We start from the raw sequence: 22,636 nt of genomic DNA, 5'->3' as shown, positions 1-22,636 counted from the left end.
TGTCACCTCACCGCAGCGGCACCCGCCAGGTGAGCTCGGTGCCGGCGTCGGCACCGGGCAGCACGGTGCAGATGCCGCCGCACTGCTCGGCCCGTCGGACCAGGTTGTCCAGGCCGCTGCGACGCGGGTTGTCGGGGACGCCGACGCCGACGCCGTCGTCGCAGATGCGGATCGTCAGGTGGTCCGCGGCGTCGACCGCGACGGTGATCGTGGCCGCACCCGCGTGCCGCAGCGCGTTGCTCAGCCCCTCCCGCAGGACCGCCTCGGCGTGCGGATGGATCCGCGCCGGCACGAGCGTGTCGATCGCGCCGGTGAACTGCACGTTCGGGGTCAGCGCCGACCGAGTGGTGAGGTCGCCGATCGCGTCGAGCAGCCGTCGGCGCAGGCTCGTCGGGGCCTCCTCGCCCGCGGTGTGCAGATCGAAGATCGAGGTGCGGATCTCGCGGATCGTGCGGTCGAGTTGGGAGACCGTCTGGGTGAGCGTGTTCGCCGCGGACTCCGGAACCGGGTGGGCCTCGTCGAGCAGCAGGCTCTGCAGGCTCATCCCGGTTGCGAACAACTGCTGGATGACGTTGTCGTGCAGGTCGCGGCCGATACGGTCCCGGTCGGCCAGCACGTCGAGTTGCCGTCGCCGGTGCTGCTGATCGGCGAACTCCACCGCCAGCGCGGCCGAGTCCGCCATCGACCCCAGCCGGGTGATCTCGCCCTGCGTCCACCCCAGGTTCTCCCGGGTGACCACCAGCATGCCCGCGACGCCCGACGTCGTGGACAGCGGCAGCGCGGCGATCCGGGCGCTGCCGGACGCGTCGAACGGGGCCACCCGATCCTGCTCGGTGAGCAGCGCGGGACGTCGACCCCGGACGACCGGCAGCAGGTCGGACTCGGACAGGTCGATGTGGCTGCCCGTCCGGGGCCCGTCGTCGGAGGCGGCGGCCTCGACGGTGGCGTCCTCCTCGTCGACGACCATGACGTACGCGCCGTTCGCGCTGCACAGGTCCCGCGTGCGCGTCACGAGCAGGTCGAGGGCCTCGTCGATCGAACCGCCCGACAGCAGTCGCGCGTTGAACGACGCGAGCGCCGTCAGCCACCGCTCGCGGGTGCGGGACTCCTCGAACAGGTGCGCATTGTCGATCGCGACGCCGGCCGAGGTGGCGAGCGCGTCGAGTATCGTCTCGTCCTCGTCGGTGAACTCGGGGCCGGTGCGCTTCTCGGTGAGGTAGATGCTGCCGAACACCTGGCCCCGCACGATGATCGGCATGCCGAGGAAGCTGTCCATGGGCGGGTGGTTCGGCGGGAAACCGACCGACGCGGGGTGCTTACCCAGGTGCGCGACGCGGACCGGCCGCGGATGCTCCATCAGCAGTCCCAGCAGGCCGTGGCCCTCCGGAAGGTGGCCCATCCGAGCGCGTTCGTCCGGGCTGATGCCCTCGTAGACGAACTCCGAGAGTCCGCCGTCGGGGTTCCGCACACCCAGCGCCCCGTATCGCGCGTCGAGCAGCGTCGTCGCGGCCTGCACGATCCGCTGCAGGATCGAGTCCAGTTCCAGGCCCGCACCCACCACCAGCACGGCCTCGAGGAGTTCCCGCAGCCGGGCGGGCGTCGCGACGCTGTCCACGAGGCGGCCGCGCATGTCGGCGAGCACTTCCTCCAGGTTCTCGAAGTCCCCGAAGTCCCAATTCGCGCTGTCGACCATGCAGGCAGCATAGGTGCCCGGAAAAAATCCGGGAGTTCGGTCGAAATCGGGTGTAACACGTTCCAGTCGACCCCCGATGCACTCGGTGACGTTGTCGTGAGCGGGATCGTGGTGGCTCTCTCACGCCGCGTGACTGTCCGGCGTCGATCCTCGGGGGAGGGGGTCGGCGTCGGACTCCCTTCCGTGGGCTCGCTTCAGACCACCAGGTCGTCGAGGGAGAACGGTGGTGCGCCGACTCCGGTGATCCGGAAGTGCCCCCACGGGTCTCGTTCGGCGAGGGTCGCGTCCACGGCGCGACCCTCGCCGATCCGCAGGGTGGGGACCCCGGCGTCCGGCCGTTTCAGTTCGGCGATGAGTTCGTCGCCCACGACCCGGCCGTACCAGTGGTAGCGCCCGTCGAGCGGGTCCATGTGCCCGGTCAGGTGCACGTCGACGTCCAGGCTCCGGCCGCCGCCCTCGAGTACCGCGGGCCCGCGGTAGTCCTCCTCGTCGCGTTCGTCCGCGCTGCTCAGGTCGAAGGCGTCGACGTCCGGGTGCCGCGTCCGCAGCCAGTACGACACGCTCGACCCGGGCCACGCCGCGCGGTTGCGACCGGTCCGATCCAGGTACCAGCTGTCGCAGCCGCCGGAGTTCCACACCGATCGCGCGAGCCTCCGGTGGATGCGGCGGTTGAAGTCCCGCTGGATGCCGGCACGCACCTCGATGCGGGTGGCATCCCGACGGTCCATCTCCCCGAGGCATTCGAGGATGTAGTGCGACTGCGCCTCGATGACGAACACGATGGACTGGTTCCCGCCGCCCGAGTTGGGGCCCATCATGAGGAAGAAGTTCGGGAAGCCGCTCACCGCCATCCCGAGGTACGCCTCCATGCCGCCGCGCCACGCGTCCTGGATGGTCAGCCCGCCCCGGCCGACGATGTGGTCGGTCTCGAAGCGGTCCTCGATCGCGAATCCGGTGCCGTACACGACGACGTGGGCGGCGCGCTCGACGCCGTCGACGGTGCGGATACCGGTCTCGGTCAACCCGTCGATGCGTGCCGTCACCAGGTCGACGTTCTCGCGCTGCAAGGCCGGATAGTAGTTGCTGGACACCAAGATCCGTTTGCAACCGATCGTGTGGTCCGGTGTCAGTGCGGCGCGCAGTTGCGGATCCGGCACCTGGCGCCGCAGCAGGCCGCGGGCGGCGCGTTCGAGGACCGTCATCAACCGGGGGTGCATGAAGCCGGCGATCAGCGACTCGTGGCTCCAGTAGATCGCGCCGCGGTACGCCTTCTGGCCGCCGGGGACGGTGCGGAACAGGCGCTTCTCGGTCGGGGTGATCGGTCGATCGAGTTTCGGGACGACCCAGTGCGCGGTGCGCTGGAAGACGTCGACGTGCGCGGCCACCTTCGCGATCTCCGGGACGAACTGGACCGCGCTGGCGCCGGTCCCGATCACGGCCACCCGCTTGCCGGCCAGATCGACCGCGTGGTCCCACTCGGCGGAGTGGAAAGCCCTGCCCGTGAAGCGTTCCCGCCCTGCGAAGTCGGGGATCGCGGGCTTGTGCAGCGGACCCAGTCCGGCCACGACGATCCGCGCACGGTACGTGTCCCCGCGTCCGGTGCGCACGATCCAGCGATCGGCGGACTCGTCGAAGTCGTAGGCCACCACCTCGGAGTCGAAACGGATGTGCGGGGTCAGGTCGTACTCGTCGACGATCCGGCGGATGTAGTCGAGGATCTCGGGTTGGCGCGCGTACATCCGCGTCCACCGCCGGTTCGGCGCGAACGAGAACGAGTACATCAGCGACATCACGTCGCACCCGCAGCCCGGGTAGGTGTTCTCGCGCCACGTCCCCCCGACCTCCGACGCCTTCTCCAGGATCACGAAGTCGTCGATTCCCGCCTCCTTCAGGCGGATCGCCATGCACAGGCCGGAGAAGCCGGTCCCGACGATCGCGACCCGCGAGGTCCCGTGGTCGCTCACAGGAACCCCGCCCGCCGCCACATCGCCCGGGACGTGCGGTGCATCAGTCCGGTGTCCTCGAGAAACTCTGCGAGACCGGCGAATCCGCGGCGCTGGTTCTCTCGGAAGTACGGGTTCGCCAGGGCCTGCCGACGGGCCTCCTGCGGGTCGAGTCCCGCCCGTCGGTACATGGCCGGGTTCGTGAACAGTCGCTCGAGCAGCAGGCCTCCGAGACCCTGGACGGTACCCACCCAGATCCTCTCGATGCGGCGGGTCTCGGCGACCCGTCGCCGCACCCCGGCCCGCGCGAACTGGATGTGCCGCGCCTCCTCGGTGACGTGGATGCGCATCAACCGCGCGATCAGGGGCTGCAACTGCGGGTCGTCGACGACGCGTCGTTGAGTGGCGTCGAAGATCTCCTCGCCGATCAGCGCAGCCACCCACAGCATCGTGCCGCGGAAAGCCTTGGGCAGCAGGTTCACTGCGGTTGCCTGGTACCAGCGCAGCCGGAACGGCTTGGCGCCCATGCGTTCGATCGCGCGGCCGAACATGGCCATGTGCCGGCACTCGTCGCCCATCTCGGTGAGGGCGTACCGGGTGTGCAGCGAGCCCGGGTCGTTGTGGAGCAGGTACCGCAGCAGCGCCTGGTTCAGGATGTTCTCGAACCAGATGCCCACGCCGAGGATGTTCGCGGACTCCTGGCGGGACAACTCGATTCGCTGCTCCTCGCTCATCGAGTCCCACATCGGCGTCCCGTACAGCGAAAGGATGTGCGGCGGCAGGAAGTACTTGCCGTCCTCGAGCGGCGCGTCCCAGTCGATGTCCACCACCGGGGCGTAGGAGCGTTTGACCGACCCCTTGAGCAATCGGTCCGCGACCTGCCCCCGGGCGTGCGGTTTCGCGATCTGCGTCATGACCGTCCCTCCTGGGCGGACCCCGCGCGGCGGGCCGGCGGGGCGGGAACGACGCCGTGGTCGACACGACGCCTGCTGCCGGTGTCACTTCGAACGTAGGCGCGTGCGGGGGCGGACGTCAACGGTGTCTGTGATCGGAAGGCACATCAATCGGGTGAGAACAGAACCGGCCGGTAGGTCACTTTCGCACTACACTCCGAGCGGTGAGTTCCCGTGCACAAGACCTGAGTCCCACCGCGATTCGCGAACGCATCCTCGACGCCGCGGAGGCCTGTCTGATCGAGGTCGGCTACGGCTCACGGCTGCACGCGTTGATCGCCGAACGCGCCGGGCTGTCCCGGCCGACGCTCTACAAGTACGTCGGCGACCAGTCCCAGATCTTCGACGCGCTGCTCCAGCGCGAGATCACGCGGTTCTTCGCGGTGCTCGATCCGATTCTGTGCCGTCGGGACGACGTCCGCGGCGGATTCGTCGACTGCGTCGTGTTCGCGGTCGGCTACGCGCGTCGGCACCCGGTGCTGCAGAAGGGGCTCCGGGACGATCCGGCCACCGTGCTGCCGTGGTTCACGGTGCATTCGGCCCCGCTCGTCGAGCGCGGCGCCGAGTTCCTGGCGCCGCACTTCGAACGGATGCGTGCCGGCGACCGGCCCGCCGAGGCGAGCCCCCGGGCGATCAGCGAGTGGGCCTTCCGCCTGGTCGCGTCGCTCATCACCACCGCCGGTGACGTCGACGCCGGTGACGAGGGTGCGCTGCGCGAGTTCGTGGACGGACTGCTGTCGCTCGGCGGCGTGGCCGCGACCGCGCCGGCGTGACCGCTACTTGGCGACCGTGAGGAGGAAGGCGACGTCCTCGAGCGCCTCGACGCTGTGCCGGGCCGCGGGAATGATCAGCATGTCTCCGGTGGACCCCTTCCAAGAGTCCTCGCCGCAGATCAGTGCGAGCTTGCCGGTGAGCACCAACATGGTCGCCTCACCGGGACTGTCGTGCTCGGCCAGGCTCTTCCCGGCGCCGAGCGCGATCACGGTCTGGCGCAGGTGACGCTGGTGGCCGCCGAACACGGTCTGCGAGCTGCGACCGCTCGACGACGTAGCCGCCAACTTCAGCTGCTGGCGGGCCAGGGCCGTCAGTGAGGTCTTGTCCATCACATGCCACTCCGGTGCGTCGGGGACGAAACGGGACACTGCCTCTGAAGTATGGCCCACCACAGACTCCTCCGCCCACAGATGCGGGGCATAAGAATCCGGCCAGGAGCCTGAAGCGCCGCGTGCCGTGTTTCAACTCGCCCGCTGTCGGGCAATCTCCCGACCAAGGACGCTCTCGAGTGCTCGTGCTCCCACCTCGGACGAGTCGTGGGAGACCGGCGGGTGTCTCCCGTGTGTCGACGGATCAAGGTCTCCAGGAGCCCAAGATGGACACCACGACCATCATCTGGATCGTCGTCGCGATCGTGATCGTGCTGGTCGTGATCGCCCTCGTCTCCGTGATACTGCGCCAGCGCACCCGACAACGCCGTGCTGAGGCCGAGAAGATTCGAGGCACGGCCCGGGAGGAATCGTTCCGGGTCGGCGAGCGGGAAGCGTTGGCGGAAGAGACCGCTGCGAAAGCTCGCGGGGCCACCGCGGAAGCGGATGCGAAGCGTGCCGAGGCGGAACGGCTGCAGCAGCGGGCCGACGCGCGCAGCAACGCGGCTGCTTCCGCCAGGAAAGACCTCGACGAACAGTTCGAGCGGGCGGACGAGGTCGACCCGGACTACGACCCGGACCGCGACCCGGAGGACGGCACCGGGCGACGACCCGATCGCGAGCGGTAAGCGATCGTAGGGGTGCCGGACGCCGGCGGGGTCGCGGCGGCCGCGCGCTCAGCCGCGGACGTACGTGAGGAAGCGGTAGCGCAGCCCCGACTTCTCGGAGATGTGCCAGTCGCCCTCGTCGCCGACCACCCACTCGTCGCCGATCGTCGGGGCGAAGGCGTCGCCCTCGATCTCCGCATCGATCTCGGTCACCGACAGGAGATCGGCAAACGGCATTGCCGCCGTGTAGATCTGGCTGCCGCCCATGACCCAGGCGGTGTCGCCGGCAAGCGTGAGCGCCTGCTCGATCCCGTGCGCCGTCTCGGTGCCGTCCGCGGACCACCCGTCCTGGCGGGTGACGACGATGTTCCGACGTCCGGACAGCGGGCGGAACTTCGGTGGCAGCGAGTCCCATGTGAGCCGGCCCATCACCACGGGGTGGCCCATCGTGGTGTCCTTGAAGTGGGCCATGTCCTCGGGGACGCGCCACGGGATGGTGTTGTCGCGACCGATCACCCCGGCCGTCGTCTGGCCCCAGATCAGGCCGATCATCAGACGGCCACCGGCGCCTTGATCGCCGGGTGGTGCCGGTAGTCGACGATCTCGACGTCCTCGAAGGTGTAGTCGAAGATCGAGTCGCGCTTGTTCAGCTTCAACGTCGGGTAGGGGAGCGGCTCGCGGGAGAGCTGCTCGGTGACCTGGTCGACGTGGTTGTCGTAGATGTGGCAGTCGCCGCCCGTCCAGATGAAGTCGCCCACCTCGAGCCCGGCCTGCTGCGCCACCATGTGGGTGAGCAGCGCGTAGCTGGCGATGTTGAACGGCACACCCAGGAACAGGTCCGCGGAGCGCTGGTACAGCTGGCAGCTGAGCTTGCCGTCGGCGACGTAGAACTGGAAGAACGCGTGGCACGGCTGCAGCGCCATGTCGTCGAGGTCGGCGACGTTCCACGCCGAGACGATGATCCGGCGCGAATCCGGGTTGGTCTTCAGGGTCTCGATGACCTTGGTGATCTGGTCGATGTGCTCGCCCGACGGTGTCGGCCACGACCGCCACTGGACGCCGTACACCGGGCCCAGCTCGCCGTCGGCGTCCGCCCACTCGTCCCAGATGGTGACGCCGTGCTCCTGCAGCCACTTGACGTTGGACTCGCCGCGCAGGAACCACAGCAGCTCGTAGACGATGGACTTGAGGTGCACCTTCTTGGTGGTGATCAGCGGGAAGCCCTCGGCGAGATCCCAGCGCATCTGGTGCCCGAAGACACTGCGCGTCCCGGTGCCGGTGCGGTCCGCCTTCGCGGTTCCGGTGTCCATGACCAGGCGGAGCAGATCTTCATAGGGGGAGTGCACGGACCCGAGTCTAGGCGGCTGCGCCGCCCGTGCGCCTTTCTGGTGGTGGGTGCTACCGGAAAGGCGCACGGGCGATAGCCTGCGCCCATGCGTGAACTGCTTGTGATCGGCATCGGCGCCGGCGACCCCGACCAGGTGACGATCCAGGCCGTGAAGGCCATGAACCGGGCCGACGTGTTCTTCGTCATCGGCAAGGGCGACGAGAAGCAGGAACTGGTGGACCTGCGCACCACGATCCTGTCCGAGCACATGGACCGCGGGTACCGCATCGTCGACATCGTCGACCCGCCGCGCGACCGGACCCCATCCGACTACCAGGGCGTCGTCGACGACTGGCACGACCGTCGCGCGCAGGTGTTCGAGGAGCGGTTCGCGGCCGAGGACGGCGTCGGCGCGATCCTCGTGTGGGGTGATCCGTCGCTCTACGACAGCACGCTGCGGATCGTCGAACGCGTCCTCGCACGCGGCAACGTGAGCTTCGAGTACTCGGTGATCCCCGGTGTCACGAGCGTGCAGTCCCTCGCGGCCCAGCATCGGATCGTGCTCAACCGGATCGGTGAGCCCGTCCACGTCACCACCGGGCGGCGGCTGCGCGAGGGTCTGCCCGACGGAGTCGACACGGCGGTGGTGATGCTCGACGCCGAGTGCAGCTTCACCCACGTTCCCGGCGAGGACGCCGAGATCTGGTGGGGCGCGTACCTCGGCCTGCCCGACGAGGTCCTGATCTCCGGCAAGTTGCGCGAGGTCGAGGACGAGATCGTGCGCGTGCGGGCCGAACTGCGCGAGCGCAAGGGCTGGATCATGGACATCTACCTGATCCGTCGCTGAGCCACGAGGGCGCTGACCGGCATCGATCCGGTGAGCGCCACCCAGGGTGGGGTTTCCTCACCCCCACGGGTGTCGCCGCCCACCCTCGGGGTGCTGTTCAGCGGGCCGTCGTCGGACGAGGTTGGAAACCGGGAAATTTGGACATCCGACCTGGAGTGAGCACCTCGCTCCGAGCCCTACACCTGACGGAAGGTGAAGGAGAAATGAGGTTTCTCGAAACTGAGCGTGGCGTGCTGCAACGCAGTCTGCCCGGTCTGGACGAGGCACTGACGTCGATAGCGCCGGGCGACCTCGAGCGCCCGGGCAGCCCCGGCACCACGGTGTTCCGCGAGGCAGGTGGGCCGGGACTCCTCGTGCCCGCCGACCTGGGCGGCATCGGGGCGAGCCCTCTCGAAGCCGTCCGCGTGCAGCGCGCGATCGGCTCGCGGTCACCGTCGCTGGCGGTCGCCACGACGATGCACCACTTCTCGGTGGCGAGCCTCGTCGCGGTGAGCGACACGAACACCGGGATGGACTGGATGCTGCTGCAGGCCATCGCCGCCGACAATCTGCTGCTCGCATCCGGCTTCGCGGAGGGGCGTCCGGACGGGCAGATCCTGAAGCCGACCATGACCGCCACCCCCACGCCCGACGGCGTCCGGCTGAGCGGGGTCAAGAAGCCGTGCAGCCTGTCGCGCTCCATGGATCTGCTGACCGCCAGCGTCATGCTCCCGCGGCCGGACGGCCCGGGAGAACAGCTCGCGGTCGCGCTGATCCCCGCGAAGGACGACGGCGTCTCGGTCAGCTCGTTCTGGTCCAGCTTCGCGCTGGCCGGTGCCGAAAGCGATCAGGTCACCATCGACGACGTGCTGGTTCCGTCGGATCTCGTCGTAACCACGTCGGTGAGCGAGGGCGAACAACTCGACGACATCCAGAATGCCGCCTTCCTGTGGTTCGAACTGCTCATCACCGGCTCGTACGTCGGAGCCGCCAGCGCCGTGGTGGAGTCGGCGCTCGATTCGGACTGGATCAGCGAATCCGACCGGCTCCGGCTGGTCGTCACGTTGGAAGGGGCGATGGCGTCGGTGGAGAACGTCGCCCGCCGGATGACCGACGAGCTGGACAGCCGGCAGCTGCTCGTGGACGCGCTCCTGGTGCGGTACGCCGTGCAGGACGCGATCGCGTCCGCGGTGCCCCGCGCGGTGGAGCTCCTCGGCGGGCTGAACTTCATCACCTCGGACCGGATCGGCTACCTCGCTGCCGCGGTCAACGGCCTGGGCTTCCATCCCCCGGCCCGAGCCAAGATGGCCGGCCCGTTGCTGAGCTACTTCGCCGGGAACCCGCTGGCCATCGCGTAGCGCCGGATATGCGTTGCCGCGCATCGTGATTCCACCATAAGTATCGAAGAGGTCGAAACGCATCGAAGGGGTGCCGACATGAACACCGAACAGTTCGATCACGCTTCCCGTCACGGCCCGAAGGGTGGGGTCTTCGCCCCTGATCCCCGATGACCCGGAGCAAGCGAACCATGCTGCTCACCGGCGGCTCCGGAGTCATCGGCCGGGCGGTGCTCGACGCGATGGCCGACGACTTCGACATCGTCTGTCTGCGCGGCAGACGCCCGATCGACGACCCACGGGTCGGCGAGTTCGCCGGCGACTTCACACATCCCACGCTCGGCCTGCCGGCGGCGGACTACGCCGATCTGGTGGACCGGGTCGATGTCGTGCTGCACGGAGCGGCGGTCACCAAGTGGAACGTGGATCCGGCGCGGCTCCGGGCGGTCAACGTCCAGGGCCCGGCGTCCATGCTGCGCGTGGCTGCCGACGCCGACGCCCCGCTCTACTACCTGAGCACGGCCTTCGTGATCCGCCAGGCGCCGTCCGACGAGCGTTTCGCCGGACTGGCCGCCTACCTGGAATCGAAGACGGAGGCGGAGGAGTTGATCCGTGCCGGTTCCGTGCCGGCCGTCATCCTCCGGCCGTCGGTCGTGACCGGGGATTCCCGCGACGGCCGCATGGCCGCCTTCCAGGGCCTGCACCGCATCCTGGGGAGCGCGGTCCGGGGCACCCTGCCGGTCATGGCGGGAGACATCGGCTCCCGCGTCGACACCGTTCCCCTGGACATCGTCGTCGAGGCCGTCGGCAACCTGATCCGCGAGGGGGCGACCGGGGGCGAGTACTGGCTGACCGCTGGCGACCAGGCGCTCACCTTCACCGACCTCGCCGAGTTGTGCGAGCACGTGTCCCGGCTCGCGTGGATCGGTGCGGTGCGGCCACGATTCATGCCCTTCGAGTCCATCGATCGGCTGTTGTTGCCGCTGTTGGACGACCTGATCCCGGACGGCCAGAGGCAGATGTTCGTCGATTTCCTCGAGTCCGCGTGGGTCTTCCAGTCCGGCGACGTCATGCCCAGTGATCTGGACCGGCTGGGATTCGGTGACCGGGCCACCAAGGACGCGCTCACCGAGGCTCTCCGGCGCTCACTGATCTACTGGGCCCAGGTCAAGAAGCTGTTGCCGGCGCAGCCGCCGATGGCGGAGAGCGCCGCCCGATGAGCACCGGTGCGATGCTCGAGTCCGACGTGCTGACCGACCGGTACCGGAGGCACTTCGGTGGCGGCCGGGCGGCGCTCGGTCGGCTGATCGGTGACATGGCCGAGGTCGAGTCGTCGGGTGCCTGGATCACGGTCGCGGACGGCCGGCGGTTCCTGGACTTCGGCGGCTACGGCGTCTATCTGCTCGGACACCGCCACCCGGCTGTCGTGGAGGCGGTGTGCGCCCAGATTCGGCGGCACCCGATGGCCTCCCGGGTGTTCCTGGACCCGGTCAGCGCCGGTGCCGCCGCGGCCCTCGCCGAGGTGACACCGGGTGACCTGGATCTGGTGCACTTCGTCAACTCCGGCGCGGAAGCAACCGAGTGCGCGTTGAAGTTGGCCCGCGCGCATGGCAAGACGGCCGTGATCACGACCCGCAAGGGGTTTCACGGCAAGACGCTCGGCGCGCTGAGCGTCACCGCGAATGCGGTGCTGCAGCGGCCGTTCCAGCCCCTGCTGCCGCACATCATGGAGGTGGGCTTCGGCGATCCGGCCGAGTTGGAGGTGGCGCTCGCGGCGACCGGCGGCCACGGCTGCTTCATCGTCGAACCGGTGCAGGGCGAGGGCGGTGTGCACGTGCCGCCTCCGGGCTATCTGCGCGACGCCGCCGAATTGTGCCGCCGGTACGACGCGCTGCTGATCGTCGACGAGGTCCAGACCGGTCTCGGTCGGGTCGGCCACTGGTGGGGTGTGGACACCGACGGCGTGGTGCCCGACCTGTTGCTGGTGGGCAAGGGGCTTTCCGGGGGAGTGATGCCGATCGCCGCGGTGGTCGCCACCCCGGCGGCCTACGCGCCCTTCGCCCGGGACCCGTACCTGCACACCTCCACGTTCGCGGGGTCGCCGGCGGCGTGTGCCGCCGCGCGGGCCGCGATCGGCGTGATTCGCGACGAGGACCTGCCGGCGCGTGCCGCGGCGCTCGGAGACCGCCTGCTGGTCGGCATCCGGGCGGCGGTGGCCCGGCACGGCGGCGGCCGTGTGTCCCAGGTCCGCGGCCGGGGGTTGCTGCTGGGCCTGGAGATGGCCTCGGGCGGCCTGGTCGGGGAGCTGTTCCTGAACCTGCTCGATCGCGACGTCCTGGCAAACCACTCGTTGAACGCAGCCGACGTGCTGCGTTTCACCCCGCCCGCGACCCTGACGCCGGAGGAGGTCGATCTGTTCCTCCGCGCGCTCACCGACGCGCTCGCGGACCTCACCATCACCTGAACACGAAACCCTTGGAGTCCTCATGCGTCACGTAGTCATGCACATCCGCGCCGAGCACGTCGAGCCCGACGCGGCCTACGCCCGGATCAGCGACTTCGCTCGCTATCCCGAACTCACCGAGACCGTCCTCGGCGTCGAACTCGGGCCCCCGCAGGCGGACGGGGCGGTCGTCTCCAGTTGGCTGGTCCGGTTCCGCAAGGGCACCCTGCGCTGGACCGAGCGGGACGTGCTCGATCCGGTCGACCGCCGCATCGACTTCGCCCAACTCAGCGGGGACTTCCTGACGATGGAAGGGTCGTGGCAGCTCTGTCCGGAGCCGGAACACGGCGGTGTGCTGATCCGGTTCGAGACCCGGTTCGACCTCGGGATTCCGAGTCTGGCCGAGATCCTCGACCCGGTCGCGGAATCCACCTTGCGCAGCAACATCCTCCAGATCCTGACCGGCCTGCTCGGTGCCGCGGTCGAGGTCGAGTCGCTGAACGAACCTGTCTGACCCCGCCCGGCTGTCGGCGGCGGCGCCTACGCTGAGCGCATGCCTGAACTGCCCGAGGTCGAGGCCCTGGCACAGTTCCTGCGCGACCACGCGGTCGGCGCGGTGGTCGGCCGCGTCGACGTGGCCGCACTGAGCGTGCTCAAGACGTTCGACCCGCCGATCAGCGCCCTACGGGGCCGCGACGTCACCGGCGCGCGCAGGTTCGGCAAGCACCTCGCGATGGACTGCGACGGGCTCTGGCTGATCACGCACCTGTCCCGCGGCGGGTGGCTGCGCTGGATCGACAACCCCGGCGAGGCGCCACCGAAACCGGGGAAGGGGCCGCTTGCCCTGCGCGTGCACTTCTTCACCGCCGAAGGGGAGACACCCGCGTTCGACCTCACCGAGGCCGGCACCAAGAAGCGACTCGCGGTGTGGGTGGTGACCGATCCGCGGCAGGTACCGGGGATCGCTCGGCTCGGGCCGGACGCGCTCGAGGTGACGCGGCCGCAGTTCGGCGAGATCCTCGCCGGGACCACCGCCCGGATCAAGACCGCGCTGGTGGACCAGTCGCTGCTGGCCGGTGTCGGCAACGCGTACTCCGACGAGATCCTGCATGCGGCCAGGCTCTCGCCGTTCGCGACCGCGGCGAAGCTGACGCCCGACGAGGTGGACGCGCTGTACGGCGCGATGCGCTCCGAACTGTCGGACGCCGTCGAACGCTCGGTGGGGCAGGAGGCCGCGCGGCTCAAGGGCGAGAAGCGGGCGGGGATGACGGTGCACGCCCGCGCCGGGCTGCCGTGCCCCGTGTGCGGGGACACGGTGCGGGAGGTGTCGTACGCCGAGCGGTCGTTCCAGTACTGCCCGACGTGCCAGACCGGCGGGAAGATCCTCGCCGACCGGCGGATGTCACGGCTGCTGAAGTGACGGCTGGCGGCGGCCGAACACCCAGCCGCGGAGCGCGATGAACCGCAGGCCGCCGACCACCCCGCTGACTGCGATGACCAGCGAGATCGACACCAGGCCCGACGCGTCGGGGAAGAAGAATTGCAGCAGCGCCAGCGCGAGCGAACTGATGATCAGACCGAGGAGCGCGAGCGCGCCGCCCTCCCACTGGGCGGAGAACCAGGGCACCCGGTCGGCGGCGCGGAAGGTGCGCCGGCGGTGGAGTTCGTTGGCCAGCACGGTGCTGGTGGCGACCCCCACGGCGTTCGCGAGCAACGTCCCGTACGCGTCCAGGGCGATGAACGACAGCGCGTACACCACGTTGCTCGATCCGCCGACGAGGGCGAACCGGGTCAGCTGGGCGAACCATCCGTCGCCGCCCAGACGCAGGTCGAGCATCGACATCGGGGTCTCCCACAGCCTGAAATTTGGTTGCGAGTCGCAACGGTATACCACCGGGGGTTCAATGCCGGTGCCGGTATCCGCGCCACGCTTCGCGTCGGCTCCCCAGAGGATCGCATTCGACGCGGCAGATCTCGTCGATGATCAGCGTGTCGCGGCGTTCGAACGAGTACCGCGGCCACGGCGCGAGGGGCCGCCCCTCGCGCGCGAACGCGAGCCAGTGGCCCTGCAGGGTGTCGGTGACGGCGCGAATCCCGCGGCGGCCGCCGAACGCGGTCGCGGTGCGGGCCGCGAGTCCCCGGGACCCGAACACCGGCCACAGTTCCGTCGCGTGGGTCGCGCCCAGGCCGGCGAGGCGCAGCAGTCGCGGTGCGAAGTCGTAGCGGTACATGTACGTGTCGCTGTGCCGGGTGTGCGCGTGCGCGCACCGCAACGACGGCTCCCAGAACACGACGTCACCGCCCAGGTCGGAGGCCGCGCGCCGGCCCGGGTAGCCGGGGTAGGCGCCGATCGCGCGGGCCTTGATCGCGGGATCGGTGCCCTCGAACATCTTCTCGATCCGGGCCTCGTTCGTCGGCAGGATGTCGAGGAGTCGAGAGAAGATCCGGCCCTCCTGCGCGTTGGTCCCGATGACGAGCGGCACCCGGTGTTCGGTGCCGGCCTCGAACGCGTTCAACGGGTGCTCGGGGAGAAACCCGTCGCCGGCCACCGGCGCGAACGGGCGTGTGCCCGGTACCTCGTCGGCGCCGCGGATGCTGAGCGTCGCCGCAGTCTCGACGAGGACGTCGGGGGTGGCGGTGGCGAGGAACGCGGCGGCGTCCGACCGGGACACGCCGGCGACGTCGAGGAACTCGCGTGCCCACCGCGCGGCCAACTCCGGGCCGTTGGACGTGGCCGGAGGTGGGCTCTGCGCGATGACGCGGGCGAACAGTCCCTGCGCCTCGGGAACGCACATCAGGGTCATGACGGCGTCCGCGCCCGCGGACTCGCCGAACAGCGTGACGTTGTCCGGGTCGCCACCGAAGGCGGCGATGTTGCGCTGCACCCACCGCAGGGCCGCGAGTTGGTCGCGCAGCCCGAGGTTGACGTCGAAAGGGTGGCCGGGGGTGGAGAATTCACGGAAATCGAGGTAGCCGAGGGCCCCGAGTCGGTAGTTCAGCGAGACGAACACGACGTCGCCGCGACGGACCAGTGACGCGCCGCTGTACAGCGGGTCCGCCGAGGTGCCGGCCGTGTGCGCGCCGCCGTGGATGTAGACCATGACGGGCCGGGCGGCGCCGGGTTCGGCGGGGCGGAGCACGTTGAGGGTCAGGCAGTTCTCGTCGCCCCGCCGACGCTGCTGCGGTGCCGGCGGGCCGAACTCGGTGGCGTCCCGCACGCCGACCCACGCAGGTGCGGGCTCGGGGGCGCGCAGGCGCAGCGGGCCGACGGGAGGGGCGGCGAACGGAATTCCGCGCCACGACAACAGGTCCGGCAACCGTCGACCGCGAAGCGTGCCCTCGGCGACGGCGACCTCCACGTCGGCGGCGGTCAAGGTCGGGGCTCGGCTGCGGCCTCGCCGTCGTAGCCGAGGTACCCGGCCCATGCGATCCGGCGCTCCCGGCCGGGATCCCGTTCGACGCGGGTGGGCACGTCGAGGATCAGGGTCCGCCGGTGCTCGACGTCGTGCCGCGGCCACCACGGCGCCGGGACACCGCCCCGGGCGAACGAGATCCAGTTCTCCTGCACGCGATCGGTGACCGCCCGCAGTCCGCGTCGGCCGCCGGGGGTCGTGAGTGCGCGCCCCACCGCGGAGTCGCCGTAGCCGAAGACCGCGAACATCTCGAACGCGTGGGTGGCCCCGAGGCCGAGCCAGTGCAGGAGGCGCGGTGCGTAGTCGAAGCGGTAGCTGTAGGTGGGGGCGTGGACGGAGTGTGCGTCGGCGATCTCGACCGACGGTTTCCAGAACGTCAGATCGCCGCCCAGGTCGATGGTCGTCGGCACGTCCGGGTAGCCGGCGTACGCGGCGACCACCCGAGCCTGGGCTGCGGGGTCGGTGAGTTCGAACATCGCGTCGATGCGGGCGACGGTGGTGGGCAGCGCGTCCAGCATCTTGGGGAACAGGGTGCCCTCGCGGGCGTTGGTGCCGATGATCATCGGCACCGGATGCGCACGCCCCGCCGTGAACGCCGCCAGCGGCGACTCGGGCAGGAACTCGCCGTCCACCACGGGGCCGAACGGGTGCAGGCCGGGCGTCTCGGACAGAACCTTGGCGCCCAGCCGATTCCCGGCCTTCCCGAGTTCCGCCGGCGTCGCGGCGTCGAGGGCGCGCGCCGCGTCCGTCGGATCGTCGCAGCCCAGCAGCGTCATGAACTCGTGGGCCCAACGCTTCGCCCGACGGCCGTCGCCCACCAGGACCGGCGCCGAACTCTCCGCGATCGTGCGGGCGAAGAGTCCGCGTGCGGCCGGCGTCGTCATCAGCGTGGTCACCGACGTGCCGCCCGCGGACTCGCCGAACAGCGTGACGTTGTCCGGATCGCCGCCGAACGCGGCGATGTTGCGCTGGACCCACTCCAGTGCCGCAACCTGGTCGCGCAGCCCCAGATTGCTGTCGAACGGCCGCTCGGGGGTGGAGAACTCGGTGAAGTCGAGGAAGCCGAGGGCGCCGAGTCGGTAGTTCACCGACACGTAGACGACGTCGCCCCGGCGGACCAGCCGATCGCCGCGGTAGATCCCCAACGCGGTGGTGCCCATCGTGAACGCGCCGCCGTGCACGAACACCATGACCGGCCTCGGGGACGCGCTCGGTGCCGCCGGCGCGAGCACGTTGAGCGTGAGGCAATCCTCCGAGATCGGCTGGTGCTTCCCCGGCCGCAGCGTGACGCCCATCGGGTGCTGCGGCGCGGCGGCGCCGAACTCGGTCGCGTCGCGAACCCCCGTCCACGGTTCCACCGGTTGCGGCGCCCGCAGGCGCAGCGGTCCCACGGGCGGCGCCGCGAACGGGATTCCGCGCCAGGTCAGCAGGTCGCCGAGTCGGTGGCCCCGGACGACGCCGTCGGCGGTGGTCACTTCGAGACTCGGGGTCATGGCCGCGACTATACGACGATCCGAGGGCCCGGCCGGTCCGGTTGCCGGGCCCCGTGACCGTCAGCGGGCCCGGAGGAACTGCCCGCTGCGTCGAGTCCCCAGCACCTCGGCGGGCTGTCCGGCACCGAAGACGTACTTGCCGCCCACGAACACCGCGGACACCGTGTCGTCGTTGCGGTTCACCATCCTGGACAGGTTGTCGTACTCGGGGATCGGGCACTCGGCGTAGGTGTCGAGGGAGTCGTCCAGATGCTCGGGGTCGATGACCACCAGGTCGGCACGGTCACCCTCGCGCAGGTGCCCGGCGTCGAGGCCGTACCAGTCGGCGAGCTCACCGGTGACCCGGTGCACCGCCTGCTCGACCGACAGGAACGGTGTCCCGGCCCGTTCGGCGTCGTGGACGCGCCGCAGGAAGCGCAGCCCGAAGTTGTAGAACGCCATGTTCCGCAGGTGTGCGCCCGCGTCGGAGAAGCCCAGCTGCACACCGGGATCGGCGGCGAGCGTGTTCAGCACCTCCGGGCGGTGGTTCGAGATCGTGGTCCGCCAGCGCACCTTCGGTCCGTACTCGACCACCAGGTCGAGGAACGCGTCGACGGGATGCACGCCGCCGCGGTCCTCGCCGACCTGACCGAACGTCTTCCCGATGACCGAGTCGTCCGGGCACTCGACGATCTCGGCGTCGAAGAAGTCGCGATGCCACACCCGCGGCCCGTACTTCTGGTCGTAGTCCTTGCGGAAGCGTCGGCGGTAGTCCGCGTCGGCCAGCAGTTCGCGGCGCGCGTCGATCTGGTTCGACAGGTGCAGGGCCGCCGCGCCGGAGCCGAACTCCTCGAACACCGGCAGGTCGATGCCGTCGGAGTACACCTCGAACGGCACCGGCAGGTGCTGCCAACGGAAGTCACCGCCGAGGCCGTTGAGGACCTTCGCCATCAGCGGAAAGATCTTCACGATCCCGGGGATCGCCTTGACGTCGGCGGCCGAGAGCAGGCTCGTCTTGAGTGGCTTGCGGAAGATGCCGAGGCTGCTGAGTGCCATCACCATCATGCTCTGCGGGCGGGCCACGTCCGGGCCGCCCTGCAGCGCCCGGCGGCGGCGTCGCAGGATCGCGTTGAGCCGGCGACGCTCCCGGGCGGTCGCGTACGTCGACGGCAGCGTGCGGGACCTACAGACCTCGCCGTCGAGCTTGTCGAACATCAACTGCTGCGACGACATTCCGACGAACCCGGCGTCGAGCGCCTCGGTCAGCTGCGCCTCCATCGCGGCGAGTTCGGACGCGGTGGGCTTGACCTCCTTGCGGGTGGCCCGATCGAGACCCATCAGCGACGCCCGCATGTCGGAGTGGCCGATGAACGCGGCGACGTTCGGTCCCAGCGGCAGGGATTCGAGCGCGTCCACGTACTCGCGCGCCGAACTCCACGTCTTGCGCTCGGCCAGCCCGTCGACGACGTGGCGCCGCGGGATCGCCTCGACGCGACCGAACAGGTCGCCCGCATCCGAGGGATCGACGTGGACGGTCGACAGCGAGCACGAGCCCACGAACACCGTGGTGATGCCGTGGCGCACCGACTCGTCGAGCTGGGGGCGCAGCAGGACCTCGACGTCGTAGTGGGTGTGGATGTCGAGCATGCCGGGGATCACCCACTTGCCGGCCGCGTCGATCACCCGCTCGCAGCCGGTCTCGTCGATCGGCTCGGCCGAGACGGTGGCCACCCGGCCGTCCCGGATACCGAGGTTCCGGGTCGCGGACGGGGCGCCGGTGCCGTCGAACCACCGACCGTTCTTGATGATCGCGTCGTAACTCATCGGGATCTTGCCTCTCTCGCCGCCGGGAGGCGGAAACGTATTCGTCACAGGGTGATTCGCGTGCGGAGCGTCTTGCCGGTCGCGTTGCGCGGCAACGAGTCCGTGGTGATCCGCCACCGGGTGGGCACCTTGAAGTATGCGAGACGCTCGGCGGCGAACTCCCGCAGGTCGTCCTCGGTCGCCGACATTCCGGGCCGCAGGACCACCACCGCGCCGACCTCCTGCCCGAGATCGGGGTGGTCGACTCCCACCACCGCGCACTCGGCGACTGCCGGATGCTCGTCGAGGCACTGCTCGATCTCGACGGGGTACACGTTCTCGCCGCCGCGCAGGATCAGGTCGGAGCGGCGCCCGGTGAGGCGCACCATGCCGTTCTCGATCACGCCGAAATCGCCGGTGTGCAGCCAGCGGTCGGACCGGATCGCGTCGGCGGTCGCGGCGTCGTTCTCCCAGTAACCGAGCATCACGTACGGGCTGCGGACGCAGATCTCGCCCTCGACCCCGTCGGCCACCGGCTCGCCGAGCGGGTCGCGGATCTCCACGGTGACGCCGATGATCGGGCGGCCGAGGGTGCCCGGGAACGCCTGCAGATCCATCGGGGTCGCGACCGAGATCGCGGTGCTGCACTCGGTGAGTCCGTAGCTGTCGACCAGCGCGTTGGCCGCGAACGGCAGCTTCTCCCGCAGCCGCTGCTGGAAGCCCGGCGACGACGGTGCCGACGCCAGCGCGAACGCGGTCAGCGACGACAGGTCGTAGCGCGAGATGTCCTCGTGCTCGAGCAGGCGGCCCGCCATGGTCGGCACCGCGCCCCAGTTGGTCACCTTCTCACGCTCGATCAGCCGCAGCACCCGGTCCGCGTCGAACGAGCCCTGGTAGATCACCACCGCGCTGCCCGTGGCGAGACGCGGGACGACCAGGTTGTGCAGGCTCGCGATGTGGAACAGCGGCGAGGTGAGCAGGTACCGCAGGTCGCTCGGGCCGTCGCCCGCCGGCGCGCCCGAGAAGGCCGCGAGCAGTGCGTCGCTGTACCGGTGATAGCCGATGACGGCCAACAGGTTTCGGTGCGAGTGCACCGCACCCTTGGGGCGGCCGCTGGTGCCGCTGGTGTAGAGGATCACCGCCGGGTCGTCCTCGCGCACGTCGGCCCGCGGCAGTTCGGCGTCGGCGAACTCGGCGACGAGGCGGGGCACGTCGTCCTCCATGGTCAGGACGGGGACGTCGACGTCGAGACCGTCGAGCAGCGCGGCGCGCTTGGCGTCGACGATCAGGACGGTCGGCTTCGTGTGCTCGATGCCGTACTCGATCTCGCGCGGCGCCCACCACGCGTTGAAGCCGACGGCGATCGCCCCGAGCGACTGCGCGGCCCAGAACGACATCACCCACTCGGGGGTGTTGGCCGCGAGGATCCCGACGCGGTCGCCCTTCCCGACGCCGTACCGGTCCCGCAGCGCGCAGGCCAGGGCGGCCGCGCCGGCGCCGTGCTCGGCGAAGCTCAGACGGCGGTCCTCGGTGACCAGGTAGTCGCGGTCCCCGAACGCGATGGAGGCCGCGAGAACGTCGCCGAGGGAGCGGTCGCGGTTCTTCATCACCGGCATCCGTGCGCCGAGCACTTCTTCCTCGCCGAGTTCGAACCGCCCACCGGGTCCCGTCAATCCGGCCATCACCGATGCGATGTACGCCTGGGGGTCGAGAGACTTCGTCACTGCGGGTCCTTTCGGATCGGGGCCGTCCCCGACACAATTCAGAGTGATGTGCGTCATACTCCGACGTGACTGACGATGTGTCAAGTGAGTGACGATCCGTTGTCTCGATGACGGGCCGACTTGCCGGGGTATGTGGAGGTGGGCGATCGTGGATGCCGTGGGAGCTGTGGCGGACGAGGCGAAGCGCAGGCGCGGGACGCTGCGCGACGAACAGAAGCGCTGGACCCGTGCCCGGCTCCTGGAGGCCGCGCGTGAGCTGTTCTCGACCCGTGGGTACGCGGCGGTCACCGTCGACGACATCGCAGGCGCCGTGGGCTGCAGCCGCGCGACGTTCTACCTGCACTTTCCCAGCAAGGTGGAGATCCTCCGGGCGATCAGCGTGGAGAAGATGGTGCCGAGTGCCTTCGCGTTCTACGAGGACCTCGACCGGGTGCTCGACACCGGCTCGCGGGCCGAGTTCACGGCCTGGGTCAACCGGGCCATCGACTGGTTCGACGAATGCAAGGACATCCTGCCCGCGTGGGACGAGGCGGTGGCGCTCGAACCCGCGTTCCGCGAGACGTCCCGCGACGCGATCGTCGCGCTGCCGAACTCGATGACCCGGTACCTGGCGCGCTGGCCGCAGGACCGGCAGGACGAGGCCCGGTTGCGGATCGAACTGCTGGTCACCCAACTCGAGCGGTTCTTCACCCGGTGGGCGCTGCAGGGGACGATCGAGGTTCCCCGGGAGCGGGCGGCCGACGTCCTCACCGACATCTGGTTCCCGGCACTGACCGCGCCGCTCGCTCCCTGACACGGGGGCGTACGAGCATCACGGGTTCTCCACGAGCAGTGCCAACCGGTCGAGGGCCTCGTTCCAGCCGAGTTCGTTGTCCACCGGATCGACGCCCGGCGGCAACCCGGAGTGCTCCGCGGTCAGCGCGGTGCCACCGTCGGTATTGCGCAACGTGATCGACATCGTCATCTCACCCCGCATCGTGGGGTCGTCGGTCTCGAACTCGAGGACCTCCACCACCCGCTCGTTCGGGACGATCTGCGCGAAGTACCCGTGGTAGGTGTCGGTGTGGGCGCCGGACTTCCCGGTCCGGTCGGGGGAGTCGTAGGTGAGCGAGACCCGGAACCTCCCGCCGACCCGGGCGTCGTACTCGTGCACCGCGCCGGCCATGCCCGACGGCACCCGCCACGTGGCGATCGCCTCCGGATCGGTCAGCGCGCGAAAGACCCGCTCGCGCGGGGCGCGCAGTGTCCGGCGGACTCGTGTCGAGGGCACGCCGAAAGTGTTGCACGAGAAGCGCACGCGTGTGACGGATCAGGGTGCGAGGGCCGCGTTGTGCGCGGTGAGCAGCGCCCCGAGGAGGTAGTGGCCGTCCGCGGAATCCAGGGGCACGACGCCGCCGACGGGTGCGATCGCGGCGTGTGCGGTCGCGGTGCGGGTTCCGGTCAGCATCCACGCGAGATTGTTCTCGTCGTGCCGCGGCCGGTACTGGAGTCCGTCGAGGTCCGGGTTCGCGGCGAGAACGGCTGCGGCCCAACGGCGGGTGGCGACGTATCCGGACGGGTCGCACTTGGTGAGCCACACGCCGGCGTTCAGGCGCGCGGCACCGGTCCCGGTCAGGTCGGCCACCCGCACCGGGCGGGTGGTGCGCAGTTCACTCAGGGCCCGTCCCCGGATCTGTATCCGCGGAATCAGTCTCGGGGACTGGTCGACCGGCAGGTTCCGGCACAGCGTCTCCGCGACCGCGGCGGCCGGGCTGTCGCCGACGTAGAGGTACGAGTAGGAGCCGTCGAGGCTGTCGAACCGGCCCCCGGCCCGGGCGCGTGGCCGCGGTGTCGGATTGAGGTCGGCGGCGCCGCGCGCGTCGCTGTGGATGCGCCACACCGACGTGTCGGCGGGGACGGTGGTTATCAGGGCGGACGGCAGTACGGCGGGTGGGTCCGGATACTCCACCGGG

22 protein-coding genes are annotated in these 22,636 nt (G+C 70.0%); 9 read left to right on the top strand and 13 right to left on the bottom strand.

Annotation, left to right across the window (positions count from 1 at the left end; genetic code table 11):
• Window positions 1-7 precede the first annotated feature (7 nt).
• From EGT67_RS06275 to EGT67_RS06265, 3 genes are all read right to left on the bottom strand, one after another.
• Window positions 8-1,693, bottom strand: a complete 1,686-nt coding sequence (locus tag EGT67_RS06275) for a sensor histidine kinase (protein WP_127915188.1) — start codon at window positions 1,691-1,693, stop codon at window positions 8-10.
• Window positions 1,694-1,887: 194 nt separating this feature from the next.
• Window positions 1,888-3,597 (bottom strand): DUF4873 domain-containing protein, encoded by a 1,710-nt coding sequence (locus EGT67_RS06270; protein WP_127915318.1) that lies wholly within the window; start codon window positions 3,595-3,597, stop codon window positions 1,888-1,890.
• Window positions 3,598-3,653: 56 nt separating this feature from the next.
• A complete protein-coding gene (locus EGT67_RS06265; RefSeq protein WP_127915187.1) occupies window positions 3,654-4,550 on the bottom strand; it encodes an AurF N-oxygenase family protein in 897 nt (298 codons plus the stop codon).
• Between the two features lie 203 nt (window positions 4,551-4,753).
• Here EGT67_RS06265 and EGT67_RS06260 point away from each other — a divergent pair, with 203 nt between their 5' ends.
• Window positions 4,754-5,362 (top strand): TetR/AcrR family transcriptional regulator, encoded by a 609-nt coding sequence (locus tag EGT67_RS06260; RefSeq protein WP_127915186.1) that lies wholly within the window; start codon window positions 4,754-4,756, stop codon window positions 5,360-5,362.
• 3 nt (window positions 5,363-5,365) lie between these two features.
• Here EGT67_RS06260 and EGT67_RS06255 read toward each other — a convergent pair whose 3' ends face one another.
• Window positions 5,366-5,692: a cupin domain-containing protein gene (locus EGT67_RS06255; RefSeq protein ID WP_127915317.1), complete on the bottom strand. Its 327-nt coding sequence runs from the start codon at window positions 5,690-5,692 to the stop codon at window positions 5,366-5,368.
• A 266-nt stretch (window positions 5,693-5,958) separates the two neighbouring features.
• On the opposite strand from EGT67_RS06255, the gene EGT67_RS06250 reads away from it, so the two are divergent.
• Window positions 5,959-6,360 carry a hypothetical protein gene (locus tag EGT67_RS06250; RefSeq protein ID WP_127915185.1) on the top strand — a complete coding sequence of 134 codons (402 nt, stop codon included), beginning with the start codon at window positions 5,959-5,961 and terminating at the stop codon, window positions 6,358-6,360.
• A gap of 48 nt (window positions 6,361-6,408) precedes the next feature.
• On the opposite strand, the gene EGT67_RS06245 is transcribed toward EGT67_RS06250, so the two are convergent.
• Both EGT67_RS06245 and EGT67_RS06240 read right to left on the bottom strand, forming a co-directional pair.
• Complete coding sequence (locus EGT67_RS06245) at window positions 6,409-6,891, bottom strand: dihydrofolate reductase (protein ID WP_127915184.1); 483 nt, start codon at window positions 6,889-6,891, stop codon at window positions 6,409-6,411.
• Complete coding sequence (locus EGT67_RS06240; protein WP_241565922.1) at window positions 6,891-7,649, bottom strand: thymidylate synthase; 759 nt, start codon at window positions 7,647-7,649, stop codon at window positions 6,891-6,893. Before EGT67_RS06240 ends, EGT67_RS06245 begins: the two co-directional genes overlap by 1 nt.
• A gap of 123 nt (window positions 7,650-7,772) precedes the next feature.
• On the opposite strand from EGT67_RS06240, the gene cobF reads away from it, so the two are divergent.
• The 6 genes from cobF (at window position 7,773) to EGT67_RS06210 (ending at window position 13,692) form a co-directional block, all read left to right on the top strand.
• Complete coding sequence (gene cobF, locus EGT67_RS06235) at window positions 7,773-8,513, top strand: precorrin-6A synthase (deacetylating) (protein WP_127915182.1); 741 nt, start codon at window positions 7,773-7,775, stop codon at window positions 8,511-8,513.
• A gap of 203 nt (window positions 8,514-8,716) precedes the next feature.
• Window positions 8,717-9,850, top strand: a complete 1,134-nt coding sequence (locus EGT67_RS06230) for an acyl-CoA dehydrogenase family protein (protein WP_127915181.1) — start codon at window positions 8,717-8,719, stop codon at window positions 9,848-9,850.
• Between the two features lie 149 nt (window positions 9,851-9,999).
• Entirely contained in the window at window positions 10,000-11,049 is a 1,050-nt protein-coding gene (locus tag EGT67_RS06225; protein ID WP_127915180.1) for an SDR family oxidoreductase, read from the top strand.
• Window positions 11,046-12,293, top strand: coding sequence for an aspartate aminotransferase family protein (locus EGT67_RS06220; protein WP_127915179.1), 1,248 nt, complete (start codon window positions 11,046-11,048; stop codon window positions 12,291-12,293). The genes EGT67_RS06225 and EGT67_RS06220 overlap by 4 nt, the downstream gene beginning before the upstream one ends.
• Window positions 12,294-12,315: 22 nt before the next feature.
• Window positions 12,316-12,786: an SRPBCC family protein gene (locus EGT67_RS06215; RefSeq protein ID WP_127915178.1), complete on the top strand. Its 471-nt coding sequence runs from the start codon at window positions 12,316-12,318 to the stop codon at window positions 12,784-12,786.
• Window positions 12,787-12,825: 39 nt separating this feature from the next.
• Window positions 12,826-13,692 (top strand): Fpg/Nei family DNA glycosylase, encoded by an 867-nt coding sequence (locus tag EGT67_RS06210; protein WP_127915177.1) that lies wholly within the window; start codon window positions 12,826-12,828, stop codon window positions 13,690-13,692.
• Here EGT67_RS06210 and EGT67_RS06205 read toward each other — a convergent pair.
• The 5 genes from EGT67_RS06205 to casG are packed head-to-tail and all read right to left on the bottom strand — an operon-like array spanning window position 13,675 to window position 20,684.
• Window positions 13,675-14,115 carry a GtrA family protein gene (locus EGT67_RS06205; RefSeq protein WP_127915176.1) on the bottom strand — a complete coding sequence of 147 codons (441 nt, stop codon included), beginning with the start codon at window positions 14,113-14,115 and terminating at the stop codon, window positions 13,675-13,677. The genes EGT67_RS06210 and EGT67_RS06205 overlap by 18 nt on opposite strands.
• Before the next feature lie 58 nt (window positions 14,116-14,173).
• Window positions 14,174-15,697 carry a carboxylesterase/lipase family protein gene (locus EGT67_RS06200; RefSeq protein ID WP_127915175.1) on the bottom strand — a complete coding sequence of 508 codons (1,524 nt, stop codon included), beginning with the start codon at window positions 15,695-15,697 and terminating at the stop codon, window positions 14,174-14,176.
• Window positions 15,643-17,178 (bottom strand): carboxylesterase/lipase family protein, encoded by a 1,536-nt coding sequence (locus EGT67_RS06195; protein WP_127915174.1) that lies wholly within the window; start codon window positions 17,176-17,178, stop codon window positions 15,643-15,645. Before EGT67_RS06195 ends, EGT67_RS06200 begins: the two co-directional genes overlap by 55 nt.
• 60 nt (window positions 17,179-17,238) lie before the next feature.
• Window positions 17,239-18,981, bottom strand: a complete 1,743-nt coding sequence (locus EGT67_RS06190; RefSeq protein WP_127915173.1) for an N-acyl-D-amino-acid deacylase family protein — start codon at window positions 18,979-18,981, stop codon at window positions 17,239-17,241.
• A gap of 44 nt (window positions 18,982-19,025) precedes the next feature.
• Window positions 19,026-20,684, bottom strand: a complete 1,659-nt coding sequence (gene casG, locus EGT67_RS06185; protein ID WP_127915172.1) for a steroid-24-oyl-CoA synthetase — start codon at window positions 20,682-20,684, stop codon at window positions 19,026-19,028.
• A 130-nt stretch (window positions 20,685-20,814) separates the two neighbouring features.
• Here casG and EGT67_RS06180 point away from each other — a divergent pair, with 130 nt between their 5' ends.
• A complete protein-coding gene (locus EGT67_RS06180) occupies window positions 20,815-21,477 on the top strand; it encodes a TetR/AcrR family transcriptional regulator (protein ID WP_127915171.1) in 663 nt (220 codons plus the stop codon).
• Between the two features lie 18 nt (window positions 21,478-21,495).
• On the opposite strand, the gene EGT67_RS06175 is transcribed toward EGT67_RS06180, so the two are convergent.
• Together EGT67_RS06175 and EGT67_RS06170 are read right to left on the bottom strand one after the other, a co-directional pair.
• A complete protein-coding gene (locus EGT67_RS06175) occupies window positions 21,496-21,954 on the bottom strand; it encodes an SRPBCC family protein (RefSeq protein ID WP_127915170.1) in 459 nt (152 codons plus the stop codon).
• Between the two features lie 39 nt (window positions 21,955-21,993).
• Window positions 21,994-22,632: an RES family NAD+ phosphorylase gene (locus EGT67_RS06170; protein WP_127915169.1), complete on the bottom strand. Its 639-nt coding sequence runs from the start codon at window positions 22,630-22,632 to the stop codon at window positions 21,994-21,996.
• Window positions 22,633-22,636: the final 4 nt, after the last annotated feature.

Origin of the sequence: Prescottella agglutinans, from assembly GCF_004011865.1 — a bacterium.
GTDB lineage: Bacteria > Actinomycetota > Actinomycetes > Mycobacteriales > Mycobacteriaceae > Prescottella > Prescottella agglutinans.
Note: the sequence above shows the minus strand (reverse complement) of the source record. Positions and strands in the feature narration are given on the sequence as shown.

Excerpts from the sequence above, each read along its gene's own strand:
- EGT67_RS06215 (WP_127915178.1), top strand. The coding sequence starts at position 12,316 with ATGCGTCACGTAGTCATGCACATCCGCGCCGAGCACGTCGAGCCCGAC.
- EGT67_RS06265 (WP_127915187.1), bottom strand. The coding sequence starts at position 4,550 with ATGACGCAGATCGCGAAACCGCACGCCCGGGGGCAGGTCGCGGACCGA.
- EGT67_RS06195 (WP_127915174.1), bottom strand. The coding sequence starts at position 17,178 with ATGACCCCGAGTCTCGAAGTGACCACCGCCGACGGCGTCGTCCGGGGC.
- EGT67_RS06225 (WP_127915180.1), top strand. The coding sequence starts at position 10,000 with ATGACCCGGAGCAAGCGAACCATGCTGCTCACCGGCGGCTCCGGAGTC.
- EGT67_RS06190 (WP_127915173.1), bottom strand. The coding sequence starts at position 18,981 with ATGAGTTACGACGCGATCATCAAGAACGGTCGGTGGTTCGACGGCACC.
- EGT67_RS06230 (WP_127915181.1), top strand. The coding sequence starts at position 8,717 with ATGAGGTTTCTCGAAACTGAGCGTGGCGTGCTGCAACGCAGTCTGCCC.
- EGT67_RS06255 (WP_127915317.1), bottom strand. The coding sequence starts at position 5,692 with ATGGACAAGACCTCACTGACGGCCCTGGCCCGCCAGCAGCTGAAGTTG.
- EGT67_RS06220 (WP_127915179.1), top strand. The coding sequence starts at position 11,046 with ATGAGCACCGGTGCGATGCTCGAGTCCGACGTGCTGACCGACCGGTAC.
- EGT67_RS06205 (WP_127915176.1), bottom strand. The coding sequence starts at position 14,115 with ATGTCGATGCTCGACCTGCGTCTGGGCGGCGACGGATGGTTCGCCCAG.
- EGT67_RS06180 (WP_127915171.1), top strand. The coding sequence starts at position 20,815 with ATGTGGAGGTGGGCGATCGTGGATGCCGTGGGAGCTGTGGCGGACGAG.
- EGT67_RS06245 (WP_127915184.1), bottom strand. The coding sequence starts at position 6,891 with ATGATCGGCCTGATCTGGGGCCAGACGACGGCCGGGGTGATCGGTCGC.
- EGT67_RS06250 (WP_127915185.1), top strand. The coding sequence starts at position 5,959 with ATGGACACCACGACCATCATCTGGATCGTCGTCGCGATCGTGATCGTG.
- EGT67_RS06200 (WP_127915175.1), bottom strand. The coding sequence starts at position 15,697 with ATGGGCCGGGTACCTCGGCTACGACGGCGAGGCCGCAGCCGAGCCCCG.
- EGT67_RS06270 (WP_127915318.1), bottom strand. The coding sequence starts at position 3,597 with ATGGCGATCCGCCTGAAGGAGGCGGGAATCGACGACTTCGTGATCCTG.
- EGT67_RS06275 (WP_127915188.1), bottom strand. The coding sequence starts at position 1,693 with ATGGTCGACAGCGCGAATTGGGACTTCGGGGACTTCGAGAACCTGGAG.
- EGT67_RS06210 (WP_127915177.1), top strand. The coding sequence starts at position 12,826 with ATGCCTGAACTGCCCGAGGTCGAGGCCCTGGCACAGTTCCTGCGCGAC.
- cobF (WP_127915182.1), top strand. The coding sequence starts at position 7,773 with ATGCGTGAACTGCTTGTGATCGGCATCGGCGCCGGCGACCCCGACCAG.
- EGT67_RS06240 (WP_241565922.1), bottom strand. The coding sequence starts at position 7,649 with ATGGACACCGGAACCGCGAAGGCGGACCGCACCGGCACCGGGACGCGC.